Source organism: Salibacter halophilus, from assembly GCF_008806325.1.
GTDB lineage: Bacteria > Bacteroidota > Bacteroidia > Flavobacteriales_G > Salibacteraceae > Salibacter > Salibacter halophilus.
In genome coordinates this window covers 326,259-348,334 of record NZ_WACR01000001.1, presented here as the reverse complement: position 1 = coordinate 348,334, position 22,076 = coordinate 326,259, and the positions used below count along the sequence as shown (strand labels likewise).

Here is a 22,076-nt window from a genome sequence, read left to right as displayed (position 1 = left end):
TTAGGATTCAAATATTTCCTGAAGCTTGTTTTCAAGCTCTCTGCCTCTAAGGTTTTTGGCAATGATTTCACCTTCAGGATTGAGAAGGAATGTTGCCGGTATAGAGCTAACGCTGTAAATGCCTGCTGCTTCTGATTGCCATCCTTTTAAGTCGCTGACCTGAACCCATTCAATGTTGTCTTGCTGAATTGCCTGCAGCCATGCGTTGCGCTTTTTATCCAAAGACACACCGTAAATTTCAAATCCTTTGTCTTTGTATTTGTTGTACATTCTAACGACATTAGGGTTTTCAGCTCTACATGGCTTGCACCACGATGCCCAAAAATCGATTAAAACATATTCGCCTCGTAGGCTAGATAGTTTTACAGTTTCTCCTTCTGGATTTGGAAATGCTAATTCTGGAGCTTTACTGCCAACCGATGTTTTTTCGATACCTTCAACTCGTTGAGCAAAACGATCATAGATGTAAACACCTTCCATTTTCTCAGAAAGATCATCTCTAACCTGTTTATACAACTCAAAATTCTGATTTGGTCTCAGTTGCTCTATAGCAGCTAAGTTAGCAATTGATCCCTTGTGATTTTTGATGAAAGTCTTCATCGACTCCATCATTTGCGATCTTGAGTTTTGCAAAACGCCAAGAGCTTCTCTGTAAGAATTAGGATCTTTGTTCTGCTGTGCATACTGCATTGCCCTTTTGAGGCTATCAGCCTTCGTGTAATAGGACATTTGTAATTGGAGCATCTCCTGTAAGTCTTCTGCATCTTTAGAGCCCTTAACCTGAGCGTAGCCTTCTAAATTGCCTGAAGTACCATTCACAGTAATCTTATCATTTGGCTGTAAAATCAACGAAGCATAGTTGTTAGCCTTATTGAACCCCAATCTGTAATAACCGGGCTTATCAACATCATAAATCATTTTAAAAGTTCCGTCTTCGTTGAAATCAGCCGTATCGACAGCCTGAGTTGACTGTGAAACATGGAAGAGGTAAATTTGAGTTTGGTTAGGAGCATTGTCAATTTTTCCTTCAATCGATACATTTCCCTTCTCTTCAGGAGAGCAAGAGAAAAGTGCAAATGTGATTAAGGTTAAAAGCGAAAGTGTACGTATCATAATTCTAACATTTCTCTGATTAACGAATTTGATTTTTTAGGATCAGCTTTACCGCGCGTTTCTTTCATGAGTTGTCCCATGAAAAAGCCTAGTAATTTCTTTTCACCGTTGCGGTAACGCTCAGTTTCATCAGGGTTATTTTCAATTACTCTTTCAATAGCCTGCTTGATATTATCCTCATTTTGATCCTGGATAAGATCTAATTCTTTAGCGAGTTCGAGAGGTGATTTGTTTGATGTTTCGGTCAGAGCCGGAAATAAGTTTTGTGACGCTACCGAGTGACTGATTTTCCCATCATCAATGAGTTGAATCAACTCTGCAATTTGTTTTGGTGAAACAGGGAAGTCTGAAATGTGTAATGCGTTCTCGTTGAGATAAGACTTCACATTTACCATCACCCAGTTTGCTGCAGCTTTGAAGTTCTTCGTGTTTGAAACAACCTCTTCAAAGTAGAGTGCGATTTCTTTTGAGTCTGTAAGGATACCGGCATCATAATCTGAGAGGTTGAAATCCTCCACATACTTTTTGAAAAGCTCATTCGGTAGAGGAGGAAGCTCGTTTTTCATCTTCTCGATGTACTCCGTAGTAATTTCCAGCGGAAGTAAATCGGGCTCTGTGAAGTAGCGATAATCATTGTCCATTTCCTTACTCCGCATACTGGTAGTTGTTCCATCTACAGCATTGAAAGTGCGCGTTTCGTGAAATATTTCTTCGTTGTTTTCGAGAGCTTCAATTTGTCTTTTCGTCTCGTGTTCAATCGCGCGTTGCACGTTGCGAATCGAGTTCATGTTCTTGACCTCTACCTTTTGTCCAAACTCTTTGGATCCTTTGGGTCTGACCGAAATATTAGCATCACAACGAAGCGATCCTTCTTCCATATTTCCATCACAAATCTCGAGGTAGCGAACCAGTTTTCGTACTTCAGAAAGGTACTGATATGCTTCTTCACCACTTCTGATATCCGGTTCCGTTACAATTTCCAATAGTGGAACCCCGGCACGGTTGAGGTCGATCAATGTGTGAAACGGATCCTGATCGTGAATGGATTTACCCGAATCTTCCTCCATATGAATACGGGTGAGATTGATCTTTTTTGTACTCTCCTGGAGCTTGATCTCGATGTATCCGCCTGTGCAGATTGGCGTATCAAACTGAGTTATTTGGTAGCCTTTAGGTAAATCGGCATAGAAATAGTTCTTTCTTGAAAAGCGGTTTTCAGCCGTGATTTTTGAGTTACACGCCAATCCTAGTTTCACCGCAAACTCTGGCGACTTCTCATTGAATTGTGGTAATGTACCGGGATGCCCTAATGATACTGGTGTAACCAAATGGTTGGGTAATTCACCGTATGCATTGGGATCTGACGAAAATGCCTTTGTCTTCGTTTTTAATTGTGCGTGGACTTCAAGTCCTATTACTGCTTCGTATTTATCGTACATAGTCAATTCAAATAATGACGCAAAATTAATGGTTTTCGTTGGCAGGTAAGCTCGCCAAATCAACTTGTTTAATCCAGTTTTCTAATAATTTAGTTAAGGTCTTACCAGTGTTTTGGGCTACTCTTTGAACTTCTTCGTGTGATATTGGCTCAATATTTTCATCAGTTCCCATGTCTGTAATTACTGAAATTCCCATGACATTCATACCCATGTGTTTTGCGGCAATGACTTCAGGAACAGTTGACATCCCAACAGCATCACCACCGATTATGCGCAGGTATTTAAACTCAGCCGGTGTTTCATAAGTAGGACCGCTTACTGCAACATACACTCCCGATTGTAACGATACAAAAGTGTTGTTGGCTACATCAACGAGTAAGTTGTTCATTTCCTTAGAGTAAGTCTTTGTCATATCAGGGAAACGAGGACCCAATTCATCAATATTCTTTCCGATCAATGGATTATCCCCCATCTGGTTGATGTGATCAGTAATGAGCATGATTTCACCAACTTCAAATTGAGGATTTAACCCTCCGGCCGCATTGGTGACGATTAAGTTTTTAGCGCCCATGTATCCGGCAACTCTAATGGGGAAAATAACCTCGTTCATTGAATAGCCTTCATAGTAATGAAATCTTCCCTGGAAGATAAGAATCTTTTTGCCGTGCAATTCTCCAAAAGTCAATTTGCCAGTGTGCCCTGCTACAGTAGTTTGTGGGAAATGTGGAATATCGCTGTAAAGTACTTCAACCGGATCTTTGAGGATAGTTGCTAATTCTCCCAGTCCAGATCCAAGAATGAGAACAATATCAGGCGTTTGATTTATTTTCTTTTTTAGAAAGGTCGCTGTGGACTTTATTTCGTCTAACATAATTCAATATTTGCTCATTAAATTCCTCCCGGTCATCACCGTGAAACTTCACTTCAATTGGCTGAGTATAGAGCGGTTTTGAAAGAACAGGCTCAAATTTTTCTTCGCCAATCATGCGCATGTAATCTTTCTCAGTCGTGATGATGACAGCATCGTTCTTTCTGTTAATTCGTTCAAACTCCTCGATTAATTGTTCAATATCCGTTTCAGTAAAATTGTGGTGATCTCCGTATTTGAGGTGAGTAATTTCAATTTTTTGAGATTTTAAAAAATAGAGTAGCGGCTCTGAATTAGCAATTCCAGTAAAGAGCAGCGCTTTTGAAACCGTCCTGTGGTGTAGTGAATTCAGGTTTGGGTTTACAGGTTGTAAAATTCCGTAATCGAGGTAAGAGAAATAAACGTTTTGATAAGTTTGAGGAGCGATTTTGTCTCTCAATGCCCTTCTGTCCAACGGAGAAAGAACAGGCGGACATTTCGTGATGATAATGACATCAGCGCGTTGACTGTTAGAAGCCTGCTCGCGCAAATTCCCAACCGGCAAAAGGAAATCCTCCTTGTATGTTTTGCTGTACTCGGTAAGTAGAATGCTAACTTCTGGCTTTACTCTCCTGTGCTGAAAAGCGTCATCGAGTAAAATGATGTCGAGACCACTGTCATGAGCCAATAGCGATTGAATTCCCCGAACCCTGTTTCCATCAACACTCACGGTCAGATCCGGAAATTTGTGTTTGAAAAGCCTGGGTTCATCACCAATATCCTTGTGAGTTGAGTTGATATCAGCAAGCAAAAATCCATTTGTTTTTCGGCCGTATCCTCTGCTGAGTGTGGCAATGTTGTATTCTTTTGATAGTAATCTGATTAAATACTCAGTATGTGGAGTCTTTCCTGTGCCACCAACAGTTAAATTCCCAACAACAATAGTGGGAACATCAAAAGTGTGTTCGTGAAATACACCAATGTTGTAAAGTTGGTTTCTCAACCAAACCGCGGCTCCGTAGAGGAGTGCGAACGGAAATAACAACAATCTAATCGGATTCATTAAGCGCGAAATTACAACATTGAGTTCCAAATTTCATGAGTTTTTTCAATAGCGTAATTTTGCAGCAAAAGTCCAGGTATGAAAATAGGAGATTTAGTAGGCTTTATCAACGAATCGGCACCTTTCCAATATCAGGAAAGTTATGATAACTCGGGCTTGATTACAGGAAATGTGAACGATGAGGTAAAAGGAGTTCTCTGCAGTCTCGATTGTGTTGAAGATGTGGTTCAGGAAGCGATTGAAAAAAATTGCAATGTGATTCTGGCCCATCATCCAATCGTTTTTGGCGGACTCAAAAGCCTAACCGGTGCTAATTATGTTGAAAGAACGGTGATCAAGGCGATTAAGAACGACATTGCCATCATTGCTGCTCACACCAACATGGATAATGTTCATACCGGAGTCAACAAAAAGATCGCAGAAAAAATCGGGCTGGAAAAACTCGAAATATTGTCGCCAAAAAACTCAATACTCAGCAAAGTAGTTGTATTTGTTCCTCACGACAACGTCAATGATGTGAGAGAAGCAATGTTCAGAGCCGGAGCCGGCTCAATTGGCGAGTACGATTCCTGCAGTTATAATCTAAAAGGTGAGGGCACATTCAGAGCCGGAGAGGATGCAGATCCGCACGTTGGTGAAATAGGAACACTACATTCAGAGCCGGAAACAAGGGTTGAGGTAATTGTTGAAAAGCCGAAGCTCGGTTCGGTTCTGACCGAAATGAAAAATGCTCACCCTTACGAAGAAGTGGCTTACGATGTGTATCCGTTGACGAAGGAACATCAGGAAGTTGGAAGTGGAATGGTAGGATTTTTACCGCAGCCGGTTGAAGCGATGAGTTTTTTGAAATCGCTCAAGACAAAACTCCAAACAGACTTGATTCGTCATACTGATATCGTATCTGAAAAAATTGAAAAAGTCGCTATTTGTGGCGGTGCCGGGAGTTTTTTATTGAATGACGCAATAAAAGCAAAGGCCGATGTTTTCATCACGGGAGATTACAAATACCACCAGTTTTTTGATGCTGACGGCAAAATTATCATTGCGGATGTAGGTCATTTTGAGAGTGAGCAGTTTACAGCAGAATTATTTGTGGAATTACTTCAGCAAAATTTTTCTACCTTTGCCATCCATTTGTCAAAAGTAAATACCAATCCAATATCATATCTCTGATTTATGGCTAAAAAAGCGGAGAAAGATCCAAAACTTTTGAGTGTTGAAGAAAAGCTGAGAGCACTTTACAGGCTTCAGTTGATCGATACTCAAATCGATAAAATCAGAACTGTTAGAGGTGAATTACCACTTCAGGTTCAGGATTTAGAAGATGAGGTTGAAGGCCTCAACACAAGAATCGAAAAACTCAAGGAAGAAATTTCTGATCTCGAAGGTCATGTTTCTGCCAAGAAAAATGCGATCAAAGAAAGTGAAGCGCTCATCAAGAAATATGAAGAGCAGCAAAAGAATGTTCGCAATAACCGCGAGTTCGATTCACTTTCTAAAGAGATCGAATTTCAGTCTCTCGAGATTCAGCTTGCTGAAAAACGCATCAAAGAATTCAAGTCGAGAATTGAAAACAAGACTGAAATTCTCGAAGCCACAGTTGAGGATATGAACGATCGTCAAAAAGAACTGGACCACAAAAAAGGTGAGTTAGACAAAATCGTTGCTGATACTGAGAAGGACGAGAAAAAACTCGAAAAAGCATCTAAAGATGCTGAAAAGAGTATCGAAGATCGTTTGTTAAAGGCTTATAAGCGTATTCGTCAAAAAGTGAAGAACGGTATGGCCGTTGTTCCTGTCGAGCGTGAGTCTGCGGGTGGATCATTCATCCGCATACCTCCACAACGTATTCTCGATATTGCTGCTCGCAAGAAAGTAATCGTTGATGAGCACAGTGGACGTATTCTCGTTGACGAAGAACTCGCTAACGAAGAAGCAGAAAACTTAAAAGATGTGATTAAGTAATCACGCTTTTTTGTAAAAAGATAATGAAGGCGGAAACGTTAAGTTTTCGCCTTTTTTATTTTCTTTATTTCCAGCGATAAGCGGCACTCACCATTATAGCGTGTGAGTTATAAGTGATTTCAGATTTCTCAATAAAGGCTGGATCGTAAATCCACATGTTTTCAGAATACTGTCTCCACCTCCAGGTTATATCAACATAAAATCCTGCTTGTCTCAATCCTGCACCAAAGCTGTAGGTGAAAACCGGAGAATCATTTTCTATACCATTGACATAGGGATCCTGATCATATCGAAAACCGCCTCTTGCAAAATACTGGCTAAACCTGGCTTCACCGCCAATTCGCAAATGATGAGTTTGACGGTAAATATCCTGAATAGTATTGTTGACAGGATCAAAGGAGAAGCCTGATTCAGCTTCGCGCAATTCGAGCTTACGGAAATCAGCATATTCATATTCAATACCGATCAGGCCTGCTTTACCCAAAATGATTCCGGCCGATGCCTGTAATCTCCCGGGTTGCCTTATTGTGTAGCCAAAGTTACTTATGGGAGAACTGGCCTGGAAGTCGTTACTTTGGAAAGATGATTCAACAGTAGTAGAATATTGATCATCAATTGTAATTTGTGATGGTGTGTGGTAGGCGAGTCCTAGTCTCAAATAATCATTAACTCTGTAAATAAGTCCGAATTTCCCTTTGAAACCACTACCTGAAATATCGAGTTCTTCCTCAAAACTGTATTGTTTTAAAGTTGTGAATTGGGCAGAGTCTGGCAAATCGTACTCGCTGTATGTCGTCCTTTGAGTGAATTGGTAGAGCGTTATGGCGAGAGAGGCTCCAAAATAAATGCGGTTGTTGTAATTTCCGCCATATCCAATGTTGAGCTCACTCAAAGACCCCGATTCCTGATAGGTTTTCCGCTGTTCTCCTTCATAACCTTCGTTCGCGTGAACATATCCGTTAAATGCACTGTCGTAATTTAACAGGCGGGCATCATAAGCCGGTTTTACGTCATAATCAAATATGCCAAATTCGCCAATTTCATTTGGCATAACTACCGGCTTTGGATTTTCGAGATCATATCGAAAAATATCGAGTAGTGACGAATAAGGATTATCCGTTTGATGATTCGTTTCAGAGAAAAAGTTAGCCTGTCTGTTGTAAGCGATTCCCCACGAAGTTTGAAGCAACCCCGATACATTGTCCTGTTCCTTAGAAAAGACCATTGCAAGGTTGTTTAACCCCAGGTTGTTATAGTTGGCATCACTGGTATTTCCGTTAAAAGTAGTAGAACTGTTGTTGATGTAGTAAGATGGCGTTAAACTCACCTCTGATCTCCTGAAAACTCCCAACCCAGCCGGATTTGTACTCACAACTGACGGATCGCCACCAAGCGCTCCCATTGCTCCACCAAGTGCATTGAAACGAGCTGTTCCAGAGTAATCTAAACGGCCTAAACGGAGGGCATCGGTTTCATTTTGTGAAAACCCCACAGCGTTAATAAGTACAAGAAAGAAGAGTAGTGCAGATTTTCTCCAAATCATCTTCGCGGTGAATATTGACGTGAACGCGATCTACTTCGGCTCGGTGATGACGATGGCGAAGAGCTTCGTGGACTTGGAGAGATATTCCTGCTCGGTGATGAACTTCTGCTGGGAGTATATCTGCGATTACTTCTGTCAGGTGTATAATCCCTCGAATTACTTCTATCTCTCGATGGAGTGTAACGGTTATTTCCTGATCTGTTTGGTGTGTATCGGTCAGATCCACCGGTACGTGAACTCCTCGTTCTCGAAATTTTGTTGAAGTTATCCCTGTTAAAGTTCGGTTTGTTCAGGTTACCTCTATTGTCATTTGGATTGTAACGGTTTGATGAACCTGACGCAGAGCTACGCTTTCCGGCCGAGTATGGTGAGTTGCGATCAAAATTCGGCTTTCTCTGTGGCTCTGACCGTTGAGAAACTCCGGTTCTTGAAGAGCGAACGGCTGTATTGCGTGGCCTGTTGAAAGTAGGCTTGCTCTCTACGGGAGCAGCTGTACCAGATGGATTGAAGTAAGATCCACGTCCAAAATAGTTTGGTCCAAATCCTGAATATAATCCGTAAGGATTGTAAAATGGAGAATAGTGGTTGTAAAAAGTATTTCCGTAAGAGTACGGAGAGTAAGGAGAAAAACCACCGTAATAAGAGCCATATGGATCATAAAAACGTGATCCATACATGTTACTTTGATAGTACAGCCCCGATCTCCATGAAGGAGAATAAAAAGCTGATCCGGCTCCAAACATGAGTGAAGTATTAAAGCTCGAATAATTGTTAAATCCCGATGCCGGTGAACGGTAATAATTGGGCAAAGTAGAACCAATTCCACCTCTAGCCGGATTTATTCTCGTGGCAAATTCTGGATCGTAGTAATCATAATTGGAAATACTGCCTGAGCTATCAGCGCTGGAAGAGTAGTAATCGACAGACTCATCAGCCCTGTTTTGTGGCTTAACAGGAGTCTCGTAGTCGTTAGAGGCAAAATATACGCCATCGTATTCATAGGAACCTGTACTGCTGAACTTACTTGAAGAACAGCTAGTAATCAATCCCAAAGAACTGATAGCAAATAAAAATAATAGGTGTTTTCTGTTAATCTTCATAATACTCAAATATAAACAAATGCTCAAAGCAGTTCAATGTATTAACAAACTCTTTAAAGTTTTGAAAAGTGTTTCGTTACTTTTGCTGCCTCTACAAAATACAACGAAAAACGATGGCAAAAGATTTCACGACAAGAGAGCAGGATTATTCAAAATGGTACAATGAGTTAGTGGTCAGAGCCGATTTAGCCGAATCGAGTGACGTTAGAGGCTGCATGGTCATCAAGCCGCACGGTTATGCCATTTGGGAAAATATGCAATCACAACTCGATAAGATGTTCAAGCAAACAGGTCACAGCAATGCCTATTTTCCGCTTTTCATTCCAAAATCTTATTTGAGTAAAGAAGCTGATCACGTTGAGGGATTTGCAAAAGAAGCAGCTGTTGTAACCCATTACCGACTCAAAAATGATGAAGATGGAAAAGGAGTTGTAGTTGATCCTGAAGCTAAACTGGAAGAGGAGCTAATCGTTAGACCAACATCTGAAACGATTATTTGGAACTCTTACCGCAAGTGGATTCAGAGTTATCGTGACCTCCCCATTAAATTGAACCAGTGGGCAAATGTTGTTCGCTGGGAAATGCGAACCCGACTATTCCTTCGCACTGCAGAGTTCTTGTGGCAGGAAGGTCACACGGCTCACGCGACAAAAGACGAAGCTATTGAAGAAGCTGAGCAAATGCTGGAAGTGTATGCGAAGTTTGCTGAGAAATATATGGCTATTCCGGTTGTGAAAGGAATCAAAACTGAGAGTGAACGATTTGCCGGAGCACTTGAAACATATTGCATCGAAGCACTTATGCAAGATGGTAAAGCACTACAGGCCGGAACATCTCATTTCCTTGGTCAAAATTTCGCCAAAGCTTTTGATGTGAAATACGCATCTAAAGAAGGAAAAGAGGAATACGTTTGGGCAACTTCATGGGGCGTTTCTACCAGATTGATGGGGGCTCTGATCATGACCCACAGCGATGATAATGGATTGGTTATACCTCCAAAGTTAGCACCCATTCACGTTGCTATTGTACCTATTTACAAAAATGATGAGCAATTTGAGGCCATTTCAAAGAAAGCGAAAGAGATAAAAGAAAAACTCGAGGATAAAGGATTCATCGTTCGTTTTGATGATCGTGATACACACAAGCCCGGTTGGAAATTTGCCGAGTACGAATTTAAAGGAGTACCAACCCGAATCGCGATCGGACCAAAAGATATGGAAAAAGGCACGGTTGAGTTAGCTCGTAGAGATACACTCGAAAAGCAGTTTGTACCTATGGATGAGGTTGCTGATATTATCCCGGGCCTTTTGGATGAAATTCAAGAAAACCTTTTCGATAGAGCTAAAAAATTCAGAGACGAGAATACAACTGAAGTTGATAACTGGGAAGATTTTAAAAAGGCGATAAAGAAAGGTGGCTTTGTGAGTGCTCACTGGGACGGTACAGCAGAGACAGAAAACAAAATTAAAGAGTCAACAAAAGCCACCATTCGTTGTATTCCATTAAACAACAAAAAGGAAGACGGAAAATGCGTATTCTCAGGTAATCCGTCAAAAGAACGAGTACTTTTTGCAAAAGCTTATTAATTATTATGACAAAACGCGAGAGAATATTTGACCTTTTTAAAGAGAGATCCTGCACGAAACAGGATGTTTTTGAAAACACAACTGCTCAATTCAAGAAGTTTAAAGAGGTTATCAAACAGGTTGTTGATTCATATCAGGAAGAAGTTTGTGCGCTCGATGAGCGGGTGAAAGTCGAGTTTGAATCGGAAGGTGAATACGAAGCCAGGATTCGGTTTGGAGGTGATACGCTCATTTTTCACATGCACTCAAACGTGTTTTCATTTGATGAATCCAATTATATCTGGAAAACAGGTTATGTCGAAGAAGATCCTTTGAGAGCTTACTGTGGTGTGATTAACATTTACAATTTTCTTTCAGATTCGTTCAGGTACAATCGCGATAACGATTTGGGCTACCTCGTTTCAAGGATTTTCATCAATAAAGAGAACCATTTTTATGTTGAAGGAAATAAAGAACTCAATACACTCTACAGGGATTTTGGTGAAGATATTTTGGATGAAGAGAAAATAGTTGACGTGGTTGAAAGCTCAATTCTGTACGCACTCAACTTTGAATTGTATACACCTCCTTTCAAAAAAGTACAGCTTGTTTCAGTAAGTCAGATGCAGCAACTCTCCAACAATTTAAAATTGAAAACAGGGAAAAGGCTCGGCTTTAAACTGAACGCAGAGCGCAAAATAAATTTGAAGTAATTTATTTGAAACACTTTGACCAGTTCACATTTTTATTACCTTTGCAGTCCCTAAAAATTTAGGGTTGTACAATGGTCCGTTCGTCTAGGGGTTAGGACACCACCCTTTCACGGTGGAGACACGGGTTCGATTCCCGTACGGACTACTAAGTTTTGTAACGTTATTTTAATTATTTTTGGTCCGTTCGTCTAGGGGTTAGGACACCACCCTTTCACGGTGGAGACACGGGTTCGATTCCCGTACGGACTACAGGTATAATTTTGAATGCCCACAGGGCTAATTATTAAAGTATTATGGCAAATCACAAGTCAGCATTAAAGAGAATCAGAAGTTCAGAGAAAAGACGTGTTCACAACCGTTATTACGCAAGAACTATGCGTAATGCTGTTAACGCTTTTCGTCAATTAACAGATAAGAATGAAGCTACAGAACAATTGCCAAAGGTTGTTGCGCTTGTTGATCGTGTTGCTAAACGTAACATTATTCACAACAACAAAGCAGCTAACTTGAAGTCTAGCCTTTACCGTCAGGTGAACAATATGTAAGAGCCGTCTCTGGACAAGACTTAAAAATATTCAACCCTTACAGATTTTCTGTAAGGGTTTTTTAATTTTATACAATTAAACGCGTTAATTTAATTGTATGAATGACCCTAACTATGAACCTTACTCCGCGATTAAAGCCTGGGCTGAGGATGATCGCCCGCGTGAAAAATTACTCCTAAAAGGCAAAAGTGTTTTAAGCGATGCTGAACTATTAGCCATCATTTTAGGCTCGGGAACAGCGAAAGTATCAGCTGTTGATCTATCAAAACAAATTCTCAATTCCTGCGATCAAAACCTCAATGAGTTGGGAAAACTCTCAATATCAGATCTCAAAAAATTCAAAGGTGTTGGCGATGCCAAAGCCATTACGATTTCAGCGGCTATGGAGCTAGCTCGCAGGAGGCGATCTGACCAATTGATCAAAAAGAAAAAGGTCACTTCTAGTCAGGACGCTTACCAATACCTGTACCCGCTATTGGCTGATCTTCCTCATGAAGAATTTGTTGTGGTTTTGCTCAACCGCGGTAACAAGATCATGACTCATAAAACCATAAGCAGAGGAGGAGTGAGCGGAACAGTGGCTGATGCCAAAATTATTTTTCAAATTGCTTTGGAGAAACTGGCCTCCAGTATTATACTGGCACACAATCACCCAAGTGGTAACCTCACAGCTAGTCAGGCTGATATCCAGCTCACTGAAAAACTGAAAGAAGGAGCATCGTTACTCGATTTACAAGTCCTTGATCATCTTATTATCGGTGATGAAAATTACCTTAGCTTTGCTGATGACGGATTGCTATAAATGCCTGAGAAAAAACATATCCAAATATTTTCAGAGGTTCAAACGAGCCGCTTCAAGTACATTGCAAACTTCCTTTTTGGCGATATTTTGCAATATGCTGTGGACATCGTTTACCATGAAAATGACCTGAAAGATGGTGTTTTTACAATTTGCTACAGTCACCGTGCTGTGGTTGAAAAATCGATCCACATTCAACCGGCTGCTCTCTTGAAGGAACGAATTATCGAGAAGCAGGAAATGACTTTTTTCAAGTGGAAAGAGTTGCCTGTTTTTTTCGGAACCGGAGGTCGTGATATTCCATTTGATCTGTTTTCGGCCGCTTTTTATTTAGTGACTCGCTATGAAGAGTATTTGCCTCACGGAAAGGATAAGCACGGCAGATTCAAACCTGAGGAAAGCATCGCATTTCGAGAAAGTTTTTTGAATCTTCCGCTCATTGATATGTGGATGCAGGAAGTGACAAATGTGTTGAGGAAAAAAGGAGGCGCTCCGCCAATCAGGAAGTTCAGGTATCTCAATACAATTGATGTTGACAATGCTTACGCTTTTATGGAAAAGGGTTTGCTGAGATCCACTGGAGCTATTTTGCGGTCAGTAATCCAGCTAAACTTTTCGGATCTGACCGATAGATTGAAAACGTTGATAGGTCAACGGTCAGATCCATTTAACACTTTCGATTTTGTGTTGAAGAAAGCTGAAAAATACGGCTTTAAAAGTGTTTTCTTTTTTCTGCTGGCCAACTATGGCGTGAACGATAAAAACGTTCCCCACACGAGCCGAAAGTTTAGATCGCTTATTAAATCGGTCAATGATTATTGCAAAGTTGGGATTCATCCATCTTATGCTTCAACTGATGATCCCGAGCTTTTACAGATGGAAGCCAACAGGTTGAAAGAAATAATTCACATGCCGGTAGCTGATAGCCGGCAGCATTTTTTAAAAATCGATATTCCGCGATCTTATAGGGAACTTTTAGAGATTGAAGTCTACAACGATTATTCAATGGGCTACGCATCTGAACTCGGTTTTAGAGCTTCAACGTGCACCCCTTTTCTGTTTTTTGATCTCGAGCAAAACAGGCAAACCCGACTTCGCGTTTATCCTTACAGTTTAATGGAGGCAACGCTGAAATACTATATGGGTAAAAACCCAGAGGACGCCATGAATTATTTCAAACCAATAATCGATCGTGTGAAAAGTGTAAATGGGTTGTTATGCACTTTGTGGCACAACGATTCACTCAGCGAGTACGGAGAATGGAAAGGATGGCGAAAAGTGTACGAGGATATGCTGGAATACATTTACGAAGATTAATTTAAAACCTAACTTTGTTGAAATTCAATTGAGAAATGGTTCGCGAGTTTCAAAAAGAAAATTCAATCATCAATACGTACCTTAATGAGATAAGGGACAACACGATTCAAAAAGACAGGATGCGTTTTAGAGCCAATTTAAAGCGCATAGGTAGTTTGATGGCTTACGAGATATCGAAAAAGCTCGATTTCAGTGAGCGAGAAGTCATTACTCCTTTGGGTAAAGCCAGTGGTTTCGATTTAAAAAGTCAGCCAATTTTAGGTACTGTACTCAGAGCCGGACTTCCTCTCCACGAAGGTTTTTTAAGTGTTTTTGACAAAGCTGATAACGCTTTTATTTCTGCTTACAGAAAACATCACAGTGGCGATGAATTTGAAGTTGAGGTTGAATACGTTTCTTGTCCTGATATTGAAAACCGCACACTCATTCTCGTTGATCCAATGCTGGCGACAGGCCGCTCTATGTATTTAAGCTATCAATCGCTGGTTAAGCAATTTGGAAAACCTGCTAAAACCTACATCGTTTCAGTTATTGCCAGTAATGAAGGTGTGGAGTACATAAAGGAAAAAATAGGGAAGAATGCAGAGTTGTACATGGGCGCTATCGATGAAGAACTCACAGCTCAGGCATACATCGTACCCGGACTTGGAGACGCAGGAGATTTAGCATACGGAGAAAAAGAGTAGAGTAAGGGAACATGTGGGGAGAGTTTTCAAAAATTCTGGTGCTCCTTGTCGTGAGCGGTACAAAATTCTTAATGGGCCCGGGAACTATATTAGCCTCTGGCTACTCAGCTTCAGAGGCAATCATTATCAACATCATTGGAGGAATACTAGGTTCACTTTTCTTCTTCTATTTTGGTGCCTGGTTCTTTAGTTGGATTGAAAGGAGTTTTAGAAAAAAGCGCAAAAGGCCGAAAAGGAAATTCACCAGAAAAAACAGGCTGATTATCAGATTTAAAAACCGATTTGGAGTAGTGGGAATGGCACTTTTGATTCCAGTTATTTCCATTCCGGTAAGCGCACTTATCTCGGCCAAGTATTTCCGTAACGACCGAAAATCCATTCCTGCTTACATAATGTCAGTCGTATTTTGGAGTTTTGTTCTCACCTATTTTTCCAATCCAGTAATCAACTCAATAAAGGAGTTATTTTGAAGAACGTACAACACATATTTTTCGATTTAGATAGAACGCTTTGGGATTTTGAAACCAACTCTCGTGAAGCTCTATTAATGGCTTATGAGCATTTTGGTTTGCAACAATGGTTTGATGATTCTATGCAGTTTATCAAAAAATACGAAGCAATCAACGATCAACTGTGGGCACTTTACAGAAAAGGACAGGTTGAAAAGAGTGTTTTGCGTACAAAACGGTTTGGTGATACTTTGAAACAGGCAGGTTGCTTGTCAGAACCGGTAGCAAAGGATTTGGGAGACTTCTATATCCAGGAGAGCCCCAAACAGAAAAAGCTGTTACCATCAACTGCTGAAATGTTGGAAGAACTCAATGATCATTATGAGCTTCATATCATCACAAACGGATTTGATGAGGTTCAGCATTTCAAACTTGAAAATTGTGGTTTAGATCATTTTTTCGATGTTGTTATAACATCAGATAGTGCTGGATACAAAAAGCCCGATGAGCGAATATTCTTTCAGGCTCTGACCAAAGCAAAAGCAGAAGCTGGAAACTCTTTAATGGTCGGTGACGATTGGAACTCAGATATTATTGGAGCCAGAGGAGTGGGTATGAAGCAATGCTTTTACAGCCCTCAAATTGAAATGCTCAATGATAGAACAGATGAAGGGTTGATTGAAGTCGGTCACCACGATCACATGGTTGATTTTCTTAAATCTCAGCGATAATCGATCGGTTACCGCGAACTTCTTCATTGAGATTAACCCGAACCTCGCTCGTTGTTGGAAGGAAAATATCAACGCGTGATCCGAATTTGATAAACCCAAACTCTTGTCCCTGCGTTACTTCGTCACCTTCGTCAACATACCAAACAATTCGCCTGGCCATAGCACCGGCAATTTGGCGGTAGAGAACATCAGTTCCGTTTTTGGTTTGAACACCAACCGTTGTACGCTCGTTGTCTGTCGAAGATTTTGGGTGCCAGGCAACTAAAAACCTGCCCGGGTGATATTTGAAATATTTCACGATCCCGCTAACCGGATTCCAGTTGATGTGTACGTTGAGCGGACTCATAAAAATTGAAACCTGTATGCATTTTCGCTTCAGGTATTCAGTTTCTTCAACTTCTTCAATAGCAACGATTTTACCGTCAGCAGGTGCATAAACAAGATCTGGATGTAACGCTGCTAATGAGCGATCTGGTTTTCTGAAAAACTGCAGAATTGAAATAAGAATAAATAGCGCCAGTAATACCAGCAATAGTTTTAGCCATACGATGTGACCAAATGTTTGAGTACCCAGGTAAATGAGGATAAAACCTACAATTACAGCAATTGTTATGGATACTCTACCTTCTTTGTGAAATTTCATAAGCGGCTTCAAATATAACGTATTGCAGCATTCTTTAAGCGAAAATTAAAATAAATGCCCATGCTGCTGGAATAGCAAAGAGTGCAGCGTCAAACCGATCCAGTATTCCACCATGACCGGGAATGATGTTTCCGGCATCTTTTACTCCGGCATTGCGTTTTAGCATAGATTCAAAAAGATCACCTAGGGTGGCAAAAATTGAGACAACAAGGCCTACCATGATCCATGCTTTACTATCGAAGTGAAAAATGAATTTTGAAAGAATAAAAGCACCGGCTAATGAAGCGATTGCACCTCCAAGCGTTCCTTCCCAGGTCTTTTTTGGAGAGAGTCTCTCATTTAGTTTGTTTTTCCCCATTGCCCTGCCTGTTAAGTAGGCCATTGTATCGTTAGTCCAAATCAAAATAAGAATGAAAAGTACTTTATGAGGATTGAATGTTGAGTCGAGAGATAGCCCAAAAAGGAAGATTCCCAGAAAGCCCAGCTGTGTGTAAACGAAGCCTAAAATAACGCCTGATGAATCAAGAAATGGGGTTGGAGTTTTACTAAACAGGACAACCACTAACATGATTAAGAGGACGAAAATAGCAATTCCGAAAACCGAGTTAATATCAATTATTGAGAATTGCCAGGATATAGCACTTATCCAAAATGCAATGGCGCCCAAAATAAATACGCGTACAAGATCCTTGTTTCCAAACTTCACCAGTTTAGAAAATTCGCTTGCCGCAATCAATGAAAAAAATGCTAAAAGCGGAACAAAAAAAGTTGAACCCAAAAGTACACCGGTGATTAATACCGCTACAAATACGCCTCCAGATAATGCGCGTACCGTTAATTCACTCAAGACTTTTTGTTATGCTCCTCAATGTAAGCTTTTGCTTTGTCCACATTTTCAGGGTGAACATAAACGCCTACAGCGTAGTTCGTTTGATTGAGAGATTTAAACATAGACGCTTGATGGTCAAAAACATAAGCTTCAATGTCCATTTCTTTCAAATGTGCCTGAATTAATTCAGCATCAAACTTGTCATTTGTTTCGTAAACTAAATTCCAATCTTTTGGGTTCATAATTCGGGTTATTTAGACGTATTATCTGAAGTGCTTTCTTCTTTTTTATCACTCTTATCAGAGTCTTTCTTTTCATCAGTTTTTTGGTCAGATCCGGAATCGCTTTTCGGCTTATCCTCAGAATCTTTGTCTTTTGACGGGAGCTCTTTTTGGCTCTGACCGTTATCACTGCTTTTTTCCTGAGCTTGCTTTTCAGTCAACCTAATTTGCTCAGCTGTTTTGTCAGCTTTGGTTTCAAATTTACGTTTACCAAAAATGCGTTCCAAATCTTCTCTAAAGATAACCTCTTTTTCGAGAAGTAACTCAGCCAATTCATTCAGTTTGTCTTGATTTTCGATAAGAAGGTTCTTCGTACGAACATACATGGATTCAATGAGCTTACTAACCTCTTTATCAATAACATCAGCAGTTGTGTCACTGTATGGCTTAGTAAAGTTGTAGTCATTTTGACCTGATGAATCGTAGTAACTAATGTTTCCGATTTTATCATTGAGTCCGTACATCTTGACCATCGCATAAGCTTGTTTGGTGATTTTCTCCAAATCACTCAATGCACCGGTTGAAATTTCGTTGAATGTGATTTCCTCAGCAGCACGACCACCAAGCGCAGCACACATTTCATCAAAGAGCTGTTTTTTGGTTGTGATTTGACGCTCTTCCGGTAGATACCAGGCTGCACCCAGACTTCTACCACGCGGCACAATAGTTACTTTCACAAGTGGTGAAGCGTGTTCTAACAACCAGCTCACTGTTGCGTGACCAGCCTCGTGAAAAGCGATTGTTTTCTTTTCTTCAGGAGTAATGATCTTGCTTTTCTTCTCGAGCCCGGCAATGATTCTATCAACCGCATCTAAGAAGTCCTGCTTATCGATTTCTTTTTTCTTTTTACGAGCGGCAATAAGCGCTGCTTCGTTACAGAGGTTTGCGATTTCAGCACCACTAAACCCTGGAGTTTGGCTCGCTAAGAATTCGATATCCACATTGTCTTTAAGCTTCAAAGGCTTCAAGTGAACTTTGAAAATTGCTTTACGCTCTTCTTTTTCTGGCAAATCAACATTGATTTGACGATCAAAACGTCCCGGACGAAGTAATGCTCTATCCAGAACATCAGCACGGTTAGTAGCTGCTAAAATGATAACACCGCTATTTGTTCCAAAACCGTCCATCTCAGTAAGGAGTTGGTTCAATGTGTTTTCGCGTTCATCATTTGATCCCTGCATCGCGTTTTTACCACGAGCACGACCAATTGCATCAATCTCATCTATGAATACGATACAAGGAGCTTTTTCTTTCGCCTGTTTAAAGAGGTCACGAACACGAGAAGCTCCAACACCAACAAACATCTCAACAAAATCTGACCCTGAAAGTGAGAAGAATGGAACCTGCGCTTCACCGGCAACAGCTTTTGCGAGCAATGTTTTACCTGTACCAGGAGGGCCTACCAGTAATGCACCTTTAGGGATTTTAGCTCCAAGGGCAGTGTAGCGTTTGGGGTTTTTGAGGAAATCAACGATTTCCATTACTTCCTCTTTAGCTTCTTCTAGACCGGCAACATCTTTAAAGTTGATTTTAACTCCCTGTTCTTTGTCAAATAGGGTAGCTTTTGATTTCCCGATGTTGAATATTTGTCCGCCAGGACCACCGCCACCGCTCATTCTGCGCATGATCAGTATCCAAAGGCCAAACATCAACCCAATTGGAATCAACCAGCCGAGAATATCTCTTCCCCAGTTGTCCTGTTGAATGAAATCGTATGCTAAATCGTATTCCGTTTGCCACTCATCGAGTTGTTGAGTAAAGAAATCTCCTTTTGGAGGGGTGAATTCAAAGTGAGGTCCTTTTTGAGAGTTCTCACCAATTAAAGGTTGCTGAAGTTTTCCTTCATATTTCTCAAGGGAATCAGGTTTGATAAAAACCTTAGCCTTTTCATAATTGTAAATGATGACCTTATTTACATCACCACTTTGAACCATTTCCTTGAATTTTGGAAATGTAGTAGGCGTTAGAGAAGGCCCCCAGTTGAACAAGTTCAAAGAAATGAGCACTACAGCTATGATAGCGTAGATCCAATAAAAATTGAAATTGTTTTTCTTTTTGTTGTTCTTGTTTGGCGGCTTGGGAATATTACCCTTAACTCTATTAGAGCGCTTAGAATCTTGTTGTTTGCTCATTCAATATTGTTTCTGTTAATCTTCAATAGTTGAAACTTTGGCATCAGCCCAAAGGTCTTCCAAATTATAGAACTCACGAACGCTTTCCTGAAAAATGTGAACCACAACATTGAAATAATCAATAATTATCCATTCAGCATTTTGAGTTCCTTCTACATGCCAGGGCTTTTCAGCGAGATGTTCACGAACTTCATCCTGTACAGATTCAGCCAGTGAAGCAACATTAGTGTTCGAAGAACCGTGGCATATAACGAAATAATCACTTACAGAGTTACTGATCTCACGCAAATCAAGTAATTTAATTTCTTTTCCTTTGCGTTCTTTAAGCCCTAAAACGGCTGTTTCAGCTAATTGGGTTGATGTAATTTCGTTTTCTTTCGTCATTCTTGTTGTGTTCAGCCTGCAAAAATAGGAATTTCGATTGATGACAGACTTTCATATTATGATATCTCTTGAATAGATATGAATACATTGTTTACAGGTCAAAATATTGTTCACCTCCAGCGTGTCGATTCAACCAATCGTTACGCTCTACAACTCCTATCAAAACAAAATGTTCCCGAAGGAACAGTAATTTGGACTGATGAACAATATAAGGGTCGTGGGCAGCGCGGAAACAACTGGATGAGTCAGGCATATCAAAACCTCACTTTTAGCGTGGTATTGTATCCGCGTTTTTTAGCACCCGATGATCACTTTCTTTTGAATAAGCTGGTTACGGTAGCGCTTAAGCGATTATTGCGAGACAAGCTATATGAAGATGTTCAAATAAAATGGCCTAACGATATTTACATTCAGAACCTCAAGACAGCAGGGATCTTAATCGAAAATTCCTGGAAAGGAAATCGTATTGGAAGTAGCGTGATAGGAGTGGGGTTAAATGTTAATCAGATTGAATTTGGTGATACAGCTAGTAACGCGACATCACTCAAACAACAAACAGGAAAGTTTTTTGAGTTGAGATTTCTATTAGAAGAGTTTTGTCAAATTCTAGAACACCTTTACATCAGATTGAAAGAAAACCCTCAATCATTAGATAAAGAGTTTGAGCGCAGTCTTTTTGGTCTTAACCAGTGGAAAAATTACGAAGTAAACGGAGAACAAGCCGTGCTTAAAGTTACAGGAGTGAGTAAGCAGGGCAGACTCATGGTTGAGGATAAACTCGGCAACCCGATGAAATTTGAAATTAAAGAAATAGCGCTTATCCGTGATTAGCAGCTAGCTTATCAGCGAGCATGTTGAAGAAATTCGTCAAAGGCTTTTCAACCATCGCTTTCATAAACGGGTTCATCTTTCCGTCAAAAAGGATTTTAGCAGTAGTGTCGTCACCCTTTTCATCGAGATTGATCGTAAGCGTAAAATCAAATGGATTTTTCCCTTCAGATTCCATAACAACTTTGGATGAATCTTCAGATGATTTACGCATCCCAATTTTTGCGAGACCTTTTATTTGAAAACGGCAAGAATCTTCGTCTGATTCCCAGTCTGAAATTTTATCTTCAGGCATCAGTTTTTGAAGATTATTCAAATTGCCTAAAAACTTTGAGAGAGTAGTTGATTTTTCGTTTATCGTAACTTCTTTGCTTTCTATCTTAGCCATGATTATTTTTTAGGTGTCCATTCAGATGGGTTGTCTCTCCAGTTTCTCAATACTTCAACATCTTCTTGCTTGATGTAATTCGTTTCGAGAGCTTTTTCGATGAGTGCATCGTAATTCGATAGCGTGTAATAAGGACATTGAGCTTCTCTCAAATTTTTCCTTGCCAAATCAAAGCCATAAGAGAAAATAGCAACCATGCCTTTTACAGCACTTCCATTTTCTTTCAGAGCCTTGATAGCCTTCATACTACTACCTCCGGTAGAGATGAGATCTTCTATGACGATTACACTTTGATCTTTTCCCAGAACGCCCTCGATTTGATTCGTCATCCCGTGCTTTTTAGCTTCAGGCCTCACATAAACAAATGGTAGTCCCATTTCCTGTGCTACCAGAACGCCTTGTGGTATACCGCCCGTGGCGACACCCGCAATAACATCAGGTCGGCCAAAGTGAGCATCAATGGTTTTGACGAACTCTTGCCTGATGAAATTTCTGATCTTAGGATAAGAAAGCGTTTTGCGGTTATCGCAATAAATAGGCGATTGCCAACCACTCGACCATTGAAAAGGGTCGTTCGGGTTCAAAACAACTGCTTTGATTTGCAATAAAAATTCCGCTACTTTGAGGGCCGAATCATCAAGAATATTCATACTAACAAATGTATAAAGTTTTCGTTACAAACCGGCCTGTTATCTTAACAGATAGGCCAGACCAAT

General features: G+C 40.4%; 24 protein-coding genes and 2 tRNA genes. 13 read left to right on the top strand and 13 right to left on the bottom strand.

Features of this window, described 5'->3' with window-relative positions:
• The 4 genes from F3059_RS01635 to lpxK are packed head-to-tail and all read right to left on the bottom strand — an operon-like array spanning nucleotide 1 to nucleotide 4,462.
• Entirely contained in the window at nucleotides 1-1,113 is a 1,113-nt protein-coding gene (locus F3059_RS01635; RefSeq protein ID WP_151166188.1) for a TlpA disulfide reductase family protein, read from the bottom strand.
• Complete coding sequence (gatB, locus tag F3059_RS01630; protein ID WP_151166187.1) at nucleotides 1,110-2,552, bottom strand: Asp-tRNA(Asn)/Glu-tRNA(Gln) amidotransferase subunit GatB; 1,443 nt, start codon at nucleotides 2,550-2,552, stop codon at nucleotides 1,110-1,112. Before gatB ends, F3059_RS01635 begins: the two co-directional genes overlap by 4 nt.
• A gap of 25 nt (nucleotides 2,553-2,577) precedes the next feature.
• Complete coding sequence (locus tag F3059_RS01625; protein ID WP_151166186.1) at nucleotides 2,578-3,423, bottom strand: purine-nucleoside phosphorylase; 846 nt, start codon at nucleotides 3,421-3,423, stop codon at nucleotides 2,578-2,580.
• Nucleotides 3,362-4,462 (bottom strand): tetraacyldisaccharide 4'-kinase, encoded by a 1,101-nt coding sequence (gene lpxK / locus F3059_RS01620; protein ID WP_151166185.1) that lies wholly within the window; start codon nucleotides 4,460-4,462, stop codon nucleotides 3,362-3,364. Before lpxK ends, F3059_RS01625 begins: the two co-directional genes overlap by 62 nt.
• Nucleotides 4,463-4,540: 78 nt before the next feature.
• Here lpxK and F3059_RS01615 point away from each other — a divergent pair, with 78 nt between their 5' ends.
• On the top strand, nucleotides 4,541-5,635 hold the full coding sequence (locus F3059_RS01615) for a Nif3-like dinuclear metal center hexameric protein (protein WP_151166184.1): 1,095 nt from the start codon (nucleotides 4,541-4,543) through the stop codon (nucleotides 5,633-5,635).
• A 3-nt stretch (nucleotides 5,636-5,638) separates the two neighbouring features.
• Nucleotides 5,639-6,427 (top strand): zinc ribbon domain-containing protein, encoded by a 789-nt coding sequence (locus F3059_RS01610; RefSeq protein WP_151166183.1) that lies wholly within the window; start codon nucleotides 5,639-5,641, stop codon nucleotides 6,425-6,427.
• A 64-nt stretch (nucleotides 6,428-6,491) separates the two neighbouring features.
• On the opposite strand, the gene F3059_RS01605 is transcribed toward F3059_RS01610, so the two are convergent.
• Together F3059_RS01605 and F3059_RS01600 are read right to left on the bottom strand one after the other, a co-directional pair.
• Entirely contained in the window at nucleotides 6,492-7,970 is a 1,479-nt protein-coding gene (locus F3059_RS01605) for an OmpP1/FadL family transporter (RefSeq protein WP_151166182.1), read from the bottom strand.
• Nucleotides 7,967-9,070: a hypothetical protein gene (locus tag F3059_RS01600; protein WP_151166181.1), complete on the bottom strand. Its 1,104-nt coding sequence runs from the start codon at nucleotides 9,068-9,070 to the stop codon at nucleotides 7,967-7,969. Before F3059_RS01600 ends, F3059_RS01605 begins: the two co-directional genes overlap by 4 nt.
• Nucleotides 9,071-9,183: 113 nt before the next feature.
• Here F3059_RS01600 and proS point away from each other — a divergent pair, with 113 nt between their 5' ends.
• The 10 genes from proS (at nucleotide 9,184) to F3059_RS01550 (ending at nucleotide 15,875) form a co-directional block, all read left to right on the top strand.
• Nucleotides 9,184-10,656, top strand: coding sequence for a proline--tRNA ligase (gene proS, locus F3059_RS01595; RefSeq protein WP_151166180.1), 1,473 nt, complete (start codon nucleotides 9,184-9,186; stop codon nucleotides 10,654-10,656).
• A 5-nt stretch (nucleotides 10,657-10,661) separates the two neighbouring features.
• Nucleotides 10,662-11,348, top strand: coding sequence for a hypothetical protein (locus tag F3059_RS01590; protein ID WP_151166179.1), 687 nt, complete (start codon nucleotides 10,662-10,664; stop codon nucleotides 11,346-11,348).
• 73 nt (nucleotides 11,349-11,421) lie between these two features.
• Nucleotides 11,422-11,493: transfer RNA gene (locus F3059_RS01585), tRNA-Glu, on the top strand.
• 32 nt (nucleotides 11,494-11,525) lie between these two features.
• A tRNA-Glu gene (locus F3059_RS01580) sits at nucleotides 11,526-11,597 on the top strand.
• 44 nt (nucleotides 11,598-11,641) lie between these two features.
• Nucleotides 11,642-11,893 carry a 30S ribosomal protein S20 gene (rpsT, locus tag F3059_RS01575; RefSeq protein ID WP_151166178.1) on the top strand — a complete coding sequence of 84 codons (252 nt, stop codon included), beginning with the start codon at nucleotides 11,642-11,644 and terminating at the stop codon, nucleotides 11,891-11,893.
• Between the two features lie 97 nt (nucleotides 11,894-11,990).
• Nucleotides 11,991-12,695 carry a RadC family protein gene (radC, locus tag F3059_RS01570; protein ID WP_151166177.1) on the top strand — a complete coding sequence of 235 codons (705 nt, stop codon included), beginning with the start codon at nucleotides 11,991-11,993 and terminating at the stop codon, nucleotides 12,693-12,695.
• A complete protein-coding gene (locus tag F3059_RS01565) occupies nucleotides 12,696-14,009 on the top strand; it encodes a polysaccharide deacetylase family protein (RefSeq protein ID WP_151166176.1) in 1,314 nt (437 codons plus the stop codon).
• A 35-nt stretch (nucleotides 14,010-14,044) separates the two neighbouring features.
• A complete protein-coding gene (upp, locus tag F3059_RS01560) occupies nucleotides 14,045-14,695 on the top strand; it encodes a uracil phosphoribosyltransferase (RefSeq protein WP_151166175.1) in 651 nt (216 codons plus the stop codon).
• Between the two features lie 50 nt (nucleotides 14,696-14,745).
• The gene (locus tag F3059_RS01555; RefSeq protein WP_170264981.1) at nucleotides 14,746-15,165 is read left to right on the top strand and encodes a hypothetical protein; all 420 of its coding nucleotides are present in this window, start codon (nucleotides 14,746-14,748) and stop codon (nucleotides 15,163-15,165) included.
• Nucleotides 15,162-15,875 (top strand): YjjG family noncanonical pyrimidine nucleotidase, encoded by a 714-nt coding sequence (locus F3059_RS01550; protein ID WP_170264979.1) that lies wholly within the window; start codon nucleotides 15,162-15,164, stop codon nucleotides 15,873-15,875. Before F3059_RS01555 ends, F3059_RS01550 begins: the two co-directional genes overlap by 4 nt.
• On the opposite strand, the gene F3059_RS01545 is transcribed toward F3059_RS01550, so the two are convergent.
• Genes F3059_RS01545 through rsfS form a run of 5 tightly spaced genes read right to left on the bottom strand, consistent with a single transcriptional unit; the run spans nucleotide 15,859 to nucleotide 20,144 of the window.
• Nucleotides 15,859-16,518 carry a phosphatidylserine decarboxylase family protein gene (locus F3059_RS01545; RefSeq protein ID WP_151166172.1) on the bottom strand — a complete coding sequence of 220 codons (660 nt, stop codon included), beginning with the start codon at nucleotides 16,516-16,518 and terminating at the stop codon, nucleotides 15,859-15,861. The two genes, F3059_RS01550 and F3059_RS01545, sit on opposite strands and share 17 nt — an antisense overlap.
• Before the next feature lie 34 nt (nucleotides 16,519-16,552).
• Nucleotides 16,553-17,365 carry a phosphatidate cytidylyltransferase gene (locus tag F3059_RS01540; protein WP_151166171.1) on the bottom strand — a complete coding sequence of 271 codons (813 nt, stop codon included), beginning with the start codon at nucleotides 17,363-17,365 and terminating at the stop codon, nucleotides 16,553-16,555.
• Complete coding sequence (locus F3059_RS01535; protein WP_151166170.1) at nucleotides 17,362-17,589, bottom strand: putative signal transducing protein; 228 nt, start codon at nucleotides 17,587-17,589, stop codon at nucleotides 17,362-17,364. Before F3059_RS01535 ends, F3059_RS01540 begins: the two co-directional genes overlap by 4 nt.
• Nucleotides 17,590-17,597: 8 nt before the next feature.
• Entirely contained in the window at nucleotides 17,598-19,760 is a 2,163-nt protein-coding gene (gene ftsH / locus F3059_RS01530; protein WP_151166169.1) for an ATP-dependent zinc metalloprotease FtsH, read from the bottom strand.
• A gap of 15 nt (nucleotides 19,761-19,775) precedes the next feature.
• Nucleotides 19,776-20,144 (bottom strand): ribosome silencing factor, encoded by a 369-nt coding sequence (gene rsfS, locus F3059_RS01525; RefSeq protein ID WP_151166168.1) that lies wholly within the window; start codon nucleotides 20,142-20,144, stop codon nucleotides 19,776-19,778.
• A 78-nt stretch (nucleotides 20,145-20,222) separates the two neighbouring features.
• On the opposite strand from rsfS, the gene F3059_RS01520 reads away from it, so the two are divergent.
• Complete coding sequence (locus tag F3059_RS01520; protein ID WP_151166167.1) at nucleotides 20,223-20,975, top strand: biotin--[acetyl-CoA-carboxylase] ligase; 753 nt, start codon at nucleotides 20,223-20,225, stop codon at nucleotides 20,973-20,975.
• Here the strand turns inward: F3059_RS01520 and F3059_RS01515 are convergent.
• Together F3059_RS01515 and pyrE are read right to left on the bottom strand one after the other, a co-directional pair.
• Nucleotides 20,962-21,360, bottom strand: a complete 399-nt coding sequence (locus F3059_RS01515) for a hypothetical protein (protein ID WP_151166166.1) — start codon at nucleotides 21,358-21,360, stop codon at nucleotides 20,962-20,964. The genes F3059_RS01520 and F3059_RS01515 overlap by 14 nt on opposite strands.
• 2 nt (nucleotides 21,361-21,362) lie before the next feature.
• Nucleotides 21,363-22,010 carry an orotate phosphoribosyltransferase gene (pyrE, locus tag F3059_RS01510; protein ID WP_151166165.1) on the bottom strand — a complete coding sequence of 216 codons (648 nt, stop codon included), beginning with the start codon at nucleotides 22,008-22,010 and terminating at the stop codon, nucleotides 21,363-21,365.
• Nucleotides 22,011-22,076: the final 66 nt, after the last annotated feature.

What these genes read in the sequence shown, in the direction of transcription:
- F3059_RS01635 (WP_151166188.1), bottom strand. Translation starts at nt 1,113, where the DNA reads ATGATACGTACACTTTCGCTTTTAACCTTAATCACATTTGCACTTTTC.
- gatB (WP_151166187.1), bottom strand. Translation starts at nt 2,552, where the DNA reads ATGTACGATAAATACGAAGCAGTAATAGGACTTGAAGTCCACGCACAA.
- F3059_RS01625 (WP_151166186.1), bottom strand. Translation starts at nt 3,423, where the DNA reads ATGTTAGACGAAATAAAGTCCACAGCGACCTTTCTAAAAAAGAAAATA.
- lpxK (WP_151166185.1), bottom strand. Translation starts at nt 4,462, where the DNA reads ATGAATCCGATTAGATTGTTGTTATTTCCGTTCGCACTCCTCTACGGA.
- F3059_RS01615 (WP_151166184.1), top strand. Translation starts at nt 4,541, where the DNA reads ATGAAAATAGGAGATTTAGTAGGCTTTATCAACGAATCGGCACCTTTC.
- F3059_RS01610 (WP_151166183.1), top strand. Translation starts at nt 5,639, where the DNA reads ATGGCTAAAAAAGCGGAGAAAGATCCAAAACTTTTGAGTGTTGAAGAA.
- F3059_RS01605 (WP_151166182.1), bottom strand. Translation starts at nt 7,970, where the DNA reads ATGATTTGGAGAAAATCTGCACTACTCTTCTTTCTTGTACTTATTAAC.
- F3059_RS01600 (WP_151166181.1), bottom strand. Translation starts at nt 9,070, where the DNA reads ATGAAGATTAACAGAAAACACCTATTATTTTTATTTGCTATCAGTTCT.
- proS (WP_151166180.1), top strand. Translation starts at nt 9,184, where the DNA reads ATGGCAAAAGATTTCACGACAAGAGAGCAGGATTATTCAAAATGGTAC.
- F3059_RS01590 (WP_151166179.1), top strand. Translation starts at nt 10,662, where the DNA reads ATGACAAAACGCGAGAGAATATTTGACCTTTTTAAAGAGAGATCCTGC.
- rpsT (WP_151166178.1), top strand. Translation starts at nt 11,642, where the DNA reads ATGGCAAATCACAAGTCAGCATTAAAGAGAATCAGAAGTTCAGAGAAA.
- radC (WP_151166177.1), top strand. Translation starts at nt 11,991, where the DNA reads ATGAATGACCCTAACTATGAACCTTACTCCGCGATTAAAGCCTGGGCT.
- F3059_RS01565 (WP_151166176.1), top strand. Translation starts at nt 12,696, where the DNA reads ATGCCTGAGAAAAAACATATCCAAATATTTTCAGAGGTTCAAACGAGC.
- upp (WP_151166175.1), top strand. Translation starts at nt 14,045, where the DNA reads ATGGTTCGCGAGTTTCAAAAAGAAAATTCAATCATCAATACGTACCTT.
- F3059_RS01545 (WP_151166172.1), bottom strand. Translation starts at nt 16,518, where the DNA reads ATGAAATTTCACAAAGAAGGTAGAGTATCCATAACAATTGCTGTAATT.
- F3059_RS01535 (WP_151166170.1), bottom strand. Translation starts at nt 17,589, where the DNA reads ATGAACCCAAAAGATTGGAATTTAGTTTACGAAACAAATGACAAGTTT.
- ftsH (WP_151166169.1), bottom strand. Translation starts at nt 19,760, where the DNA reads ATGAGCAAACAACAAGATTCTAAGCGCTCTAATAGAGTTAAGGGTAAT.
- rsfS (WP_151166168.1), bottom strand. Translation starts at nt 20,144, where the DNA reads ATGACGAAAGAAAACGAAATTACATCAACCCAATTAGCTGAAACAGCC.
- F3059_RS01520 (WP_151166167.1), top strand. Translation starts at nt 20,223, where the DNA reads ATGAATACATTGTTTACAGGTCAAAATATTGTTCACCTCCAGCGTGTC.
- F3059_RS01515 (WP_151166166.1), bottom strand. Translation starts at nt 21,360, where the DNA reads ATGGCTAAGATAGAAAGCAAAGAAGTTACGATAAACGAAAAATCAACT.
- pyrE (WP_151166165.1), bottom strand. Translation starts at nt 22,010, where the DNA reads ATGAATATTCTTGATGATTCGGCCCTCAAAGTAGCGGAATTTTTATTG.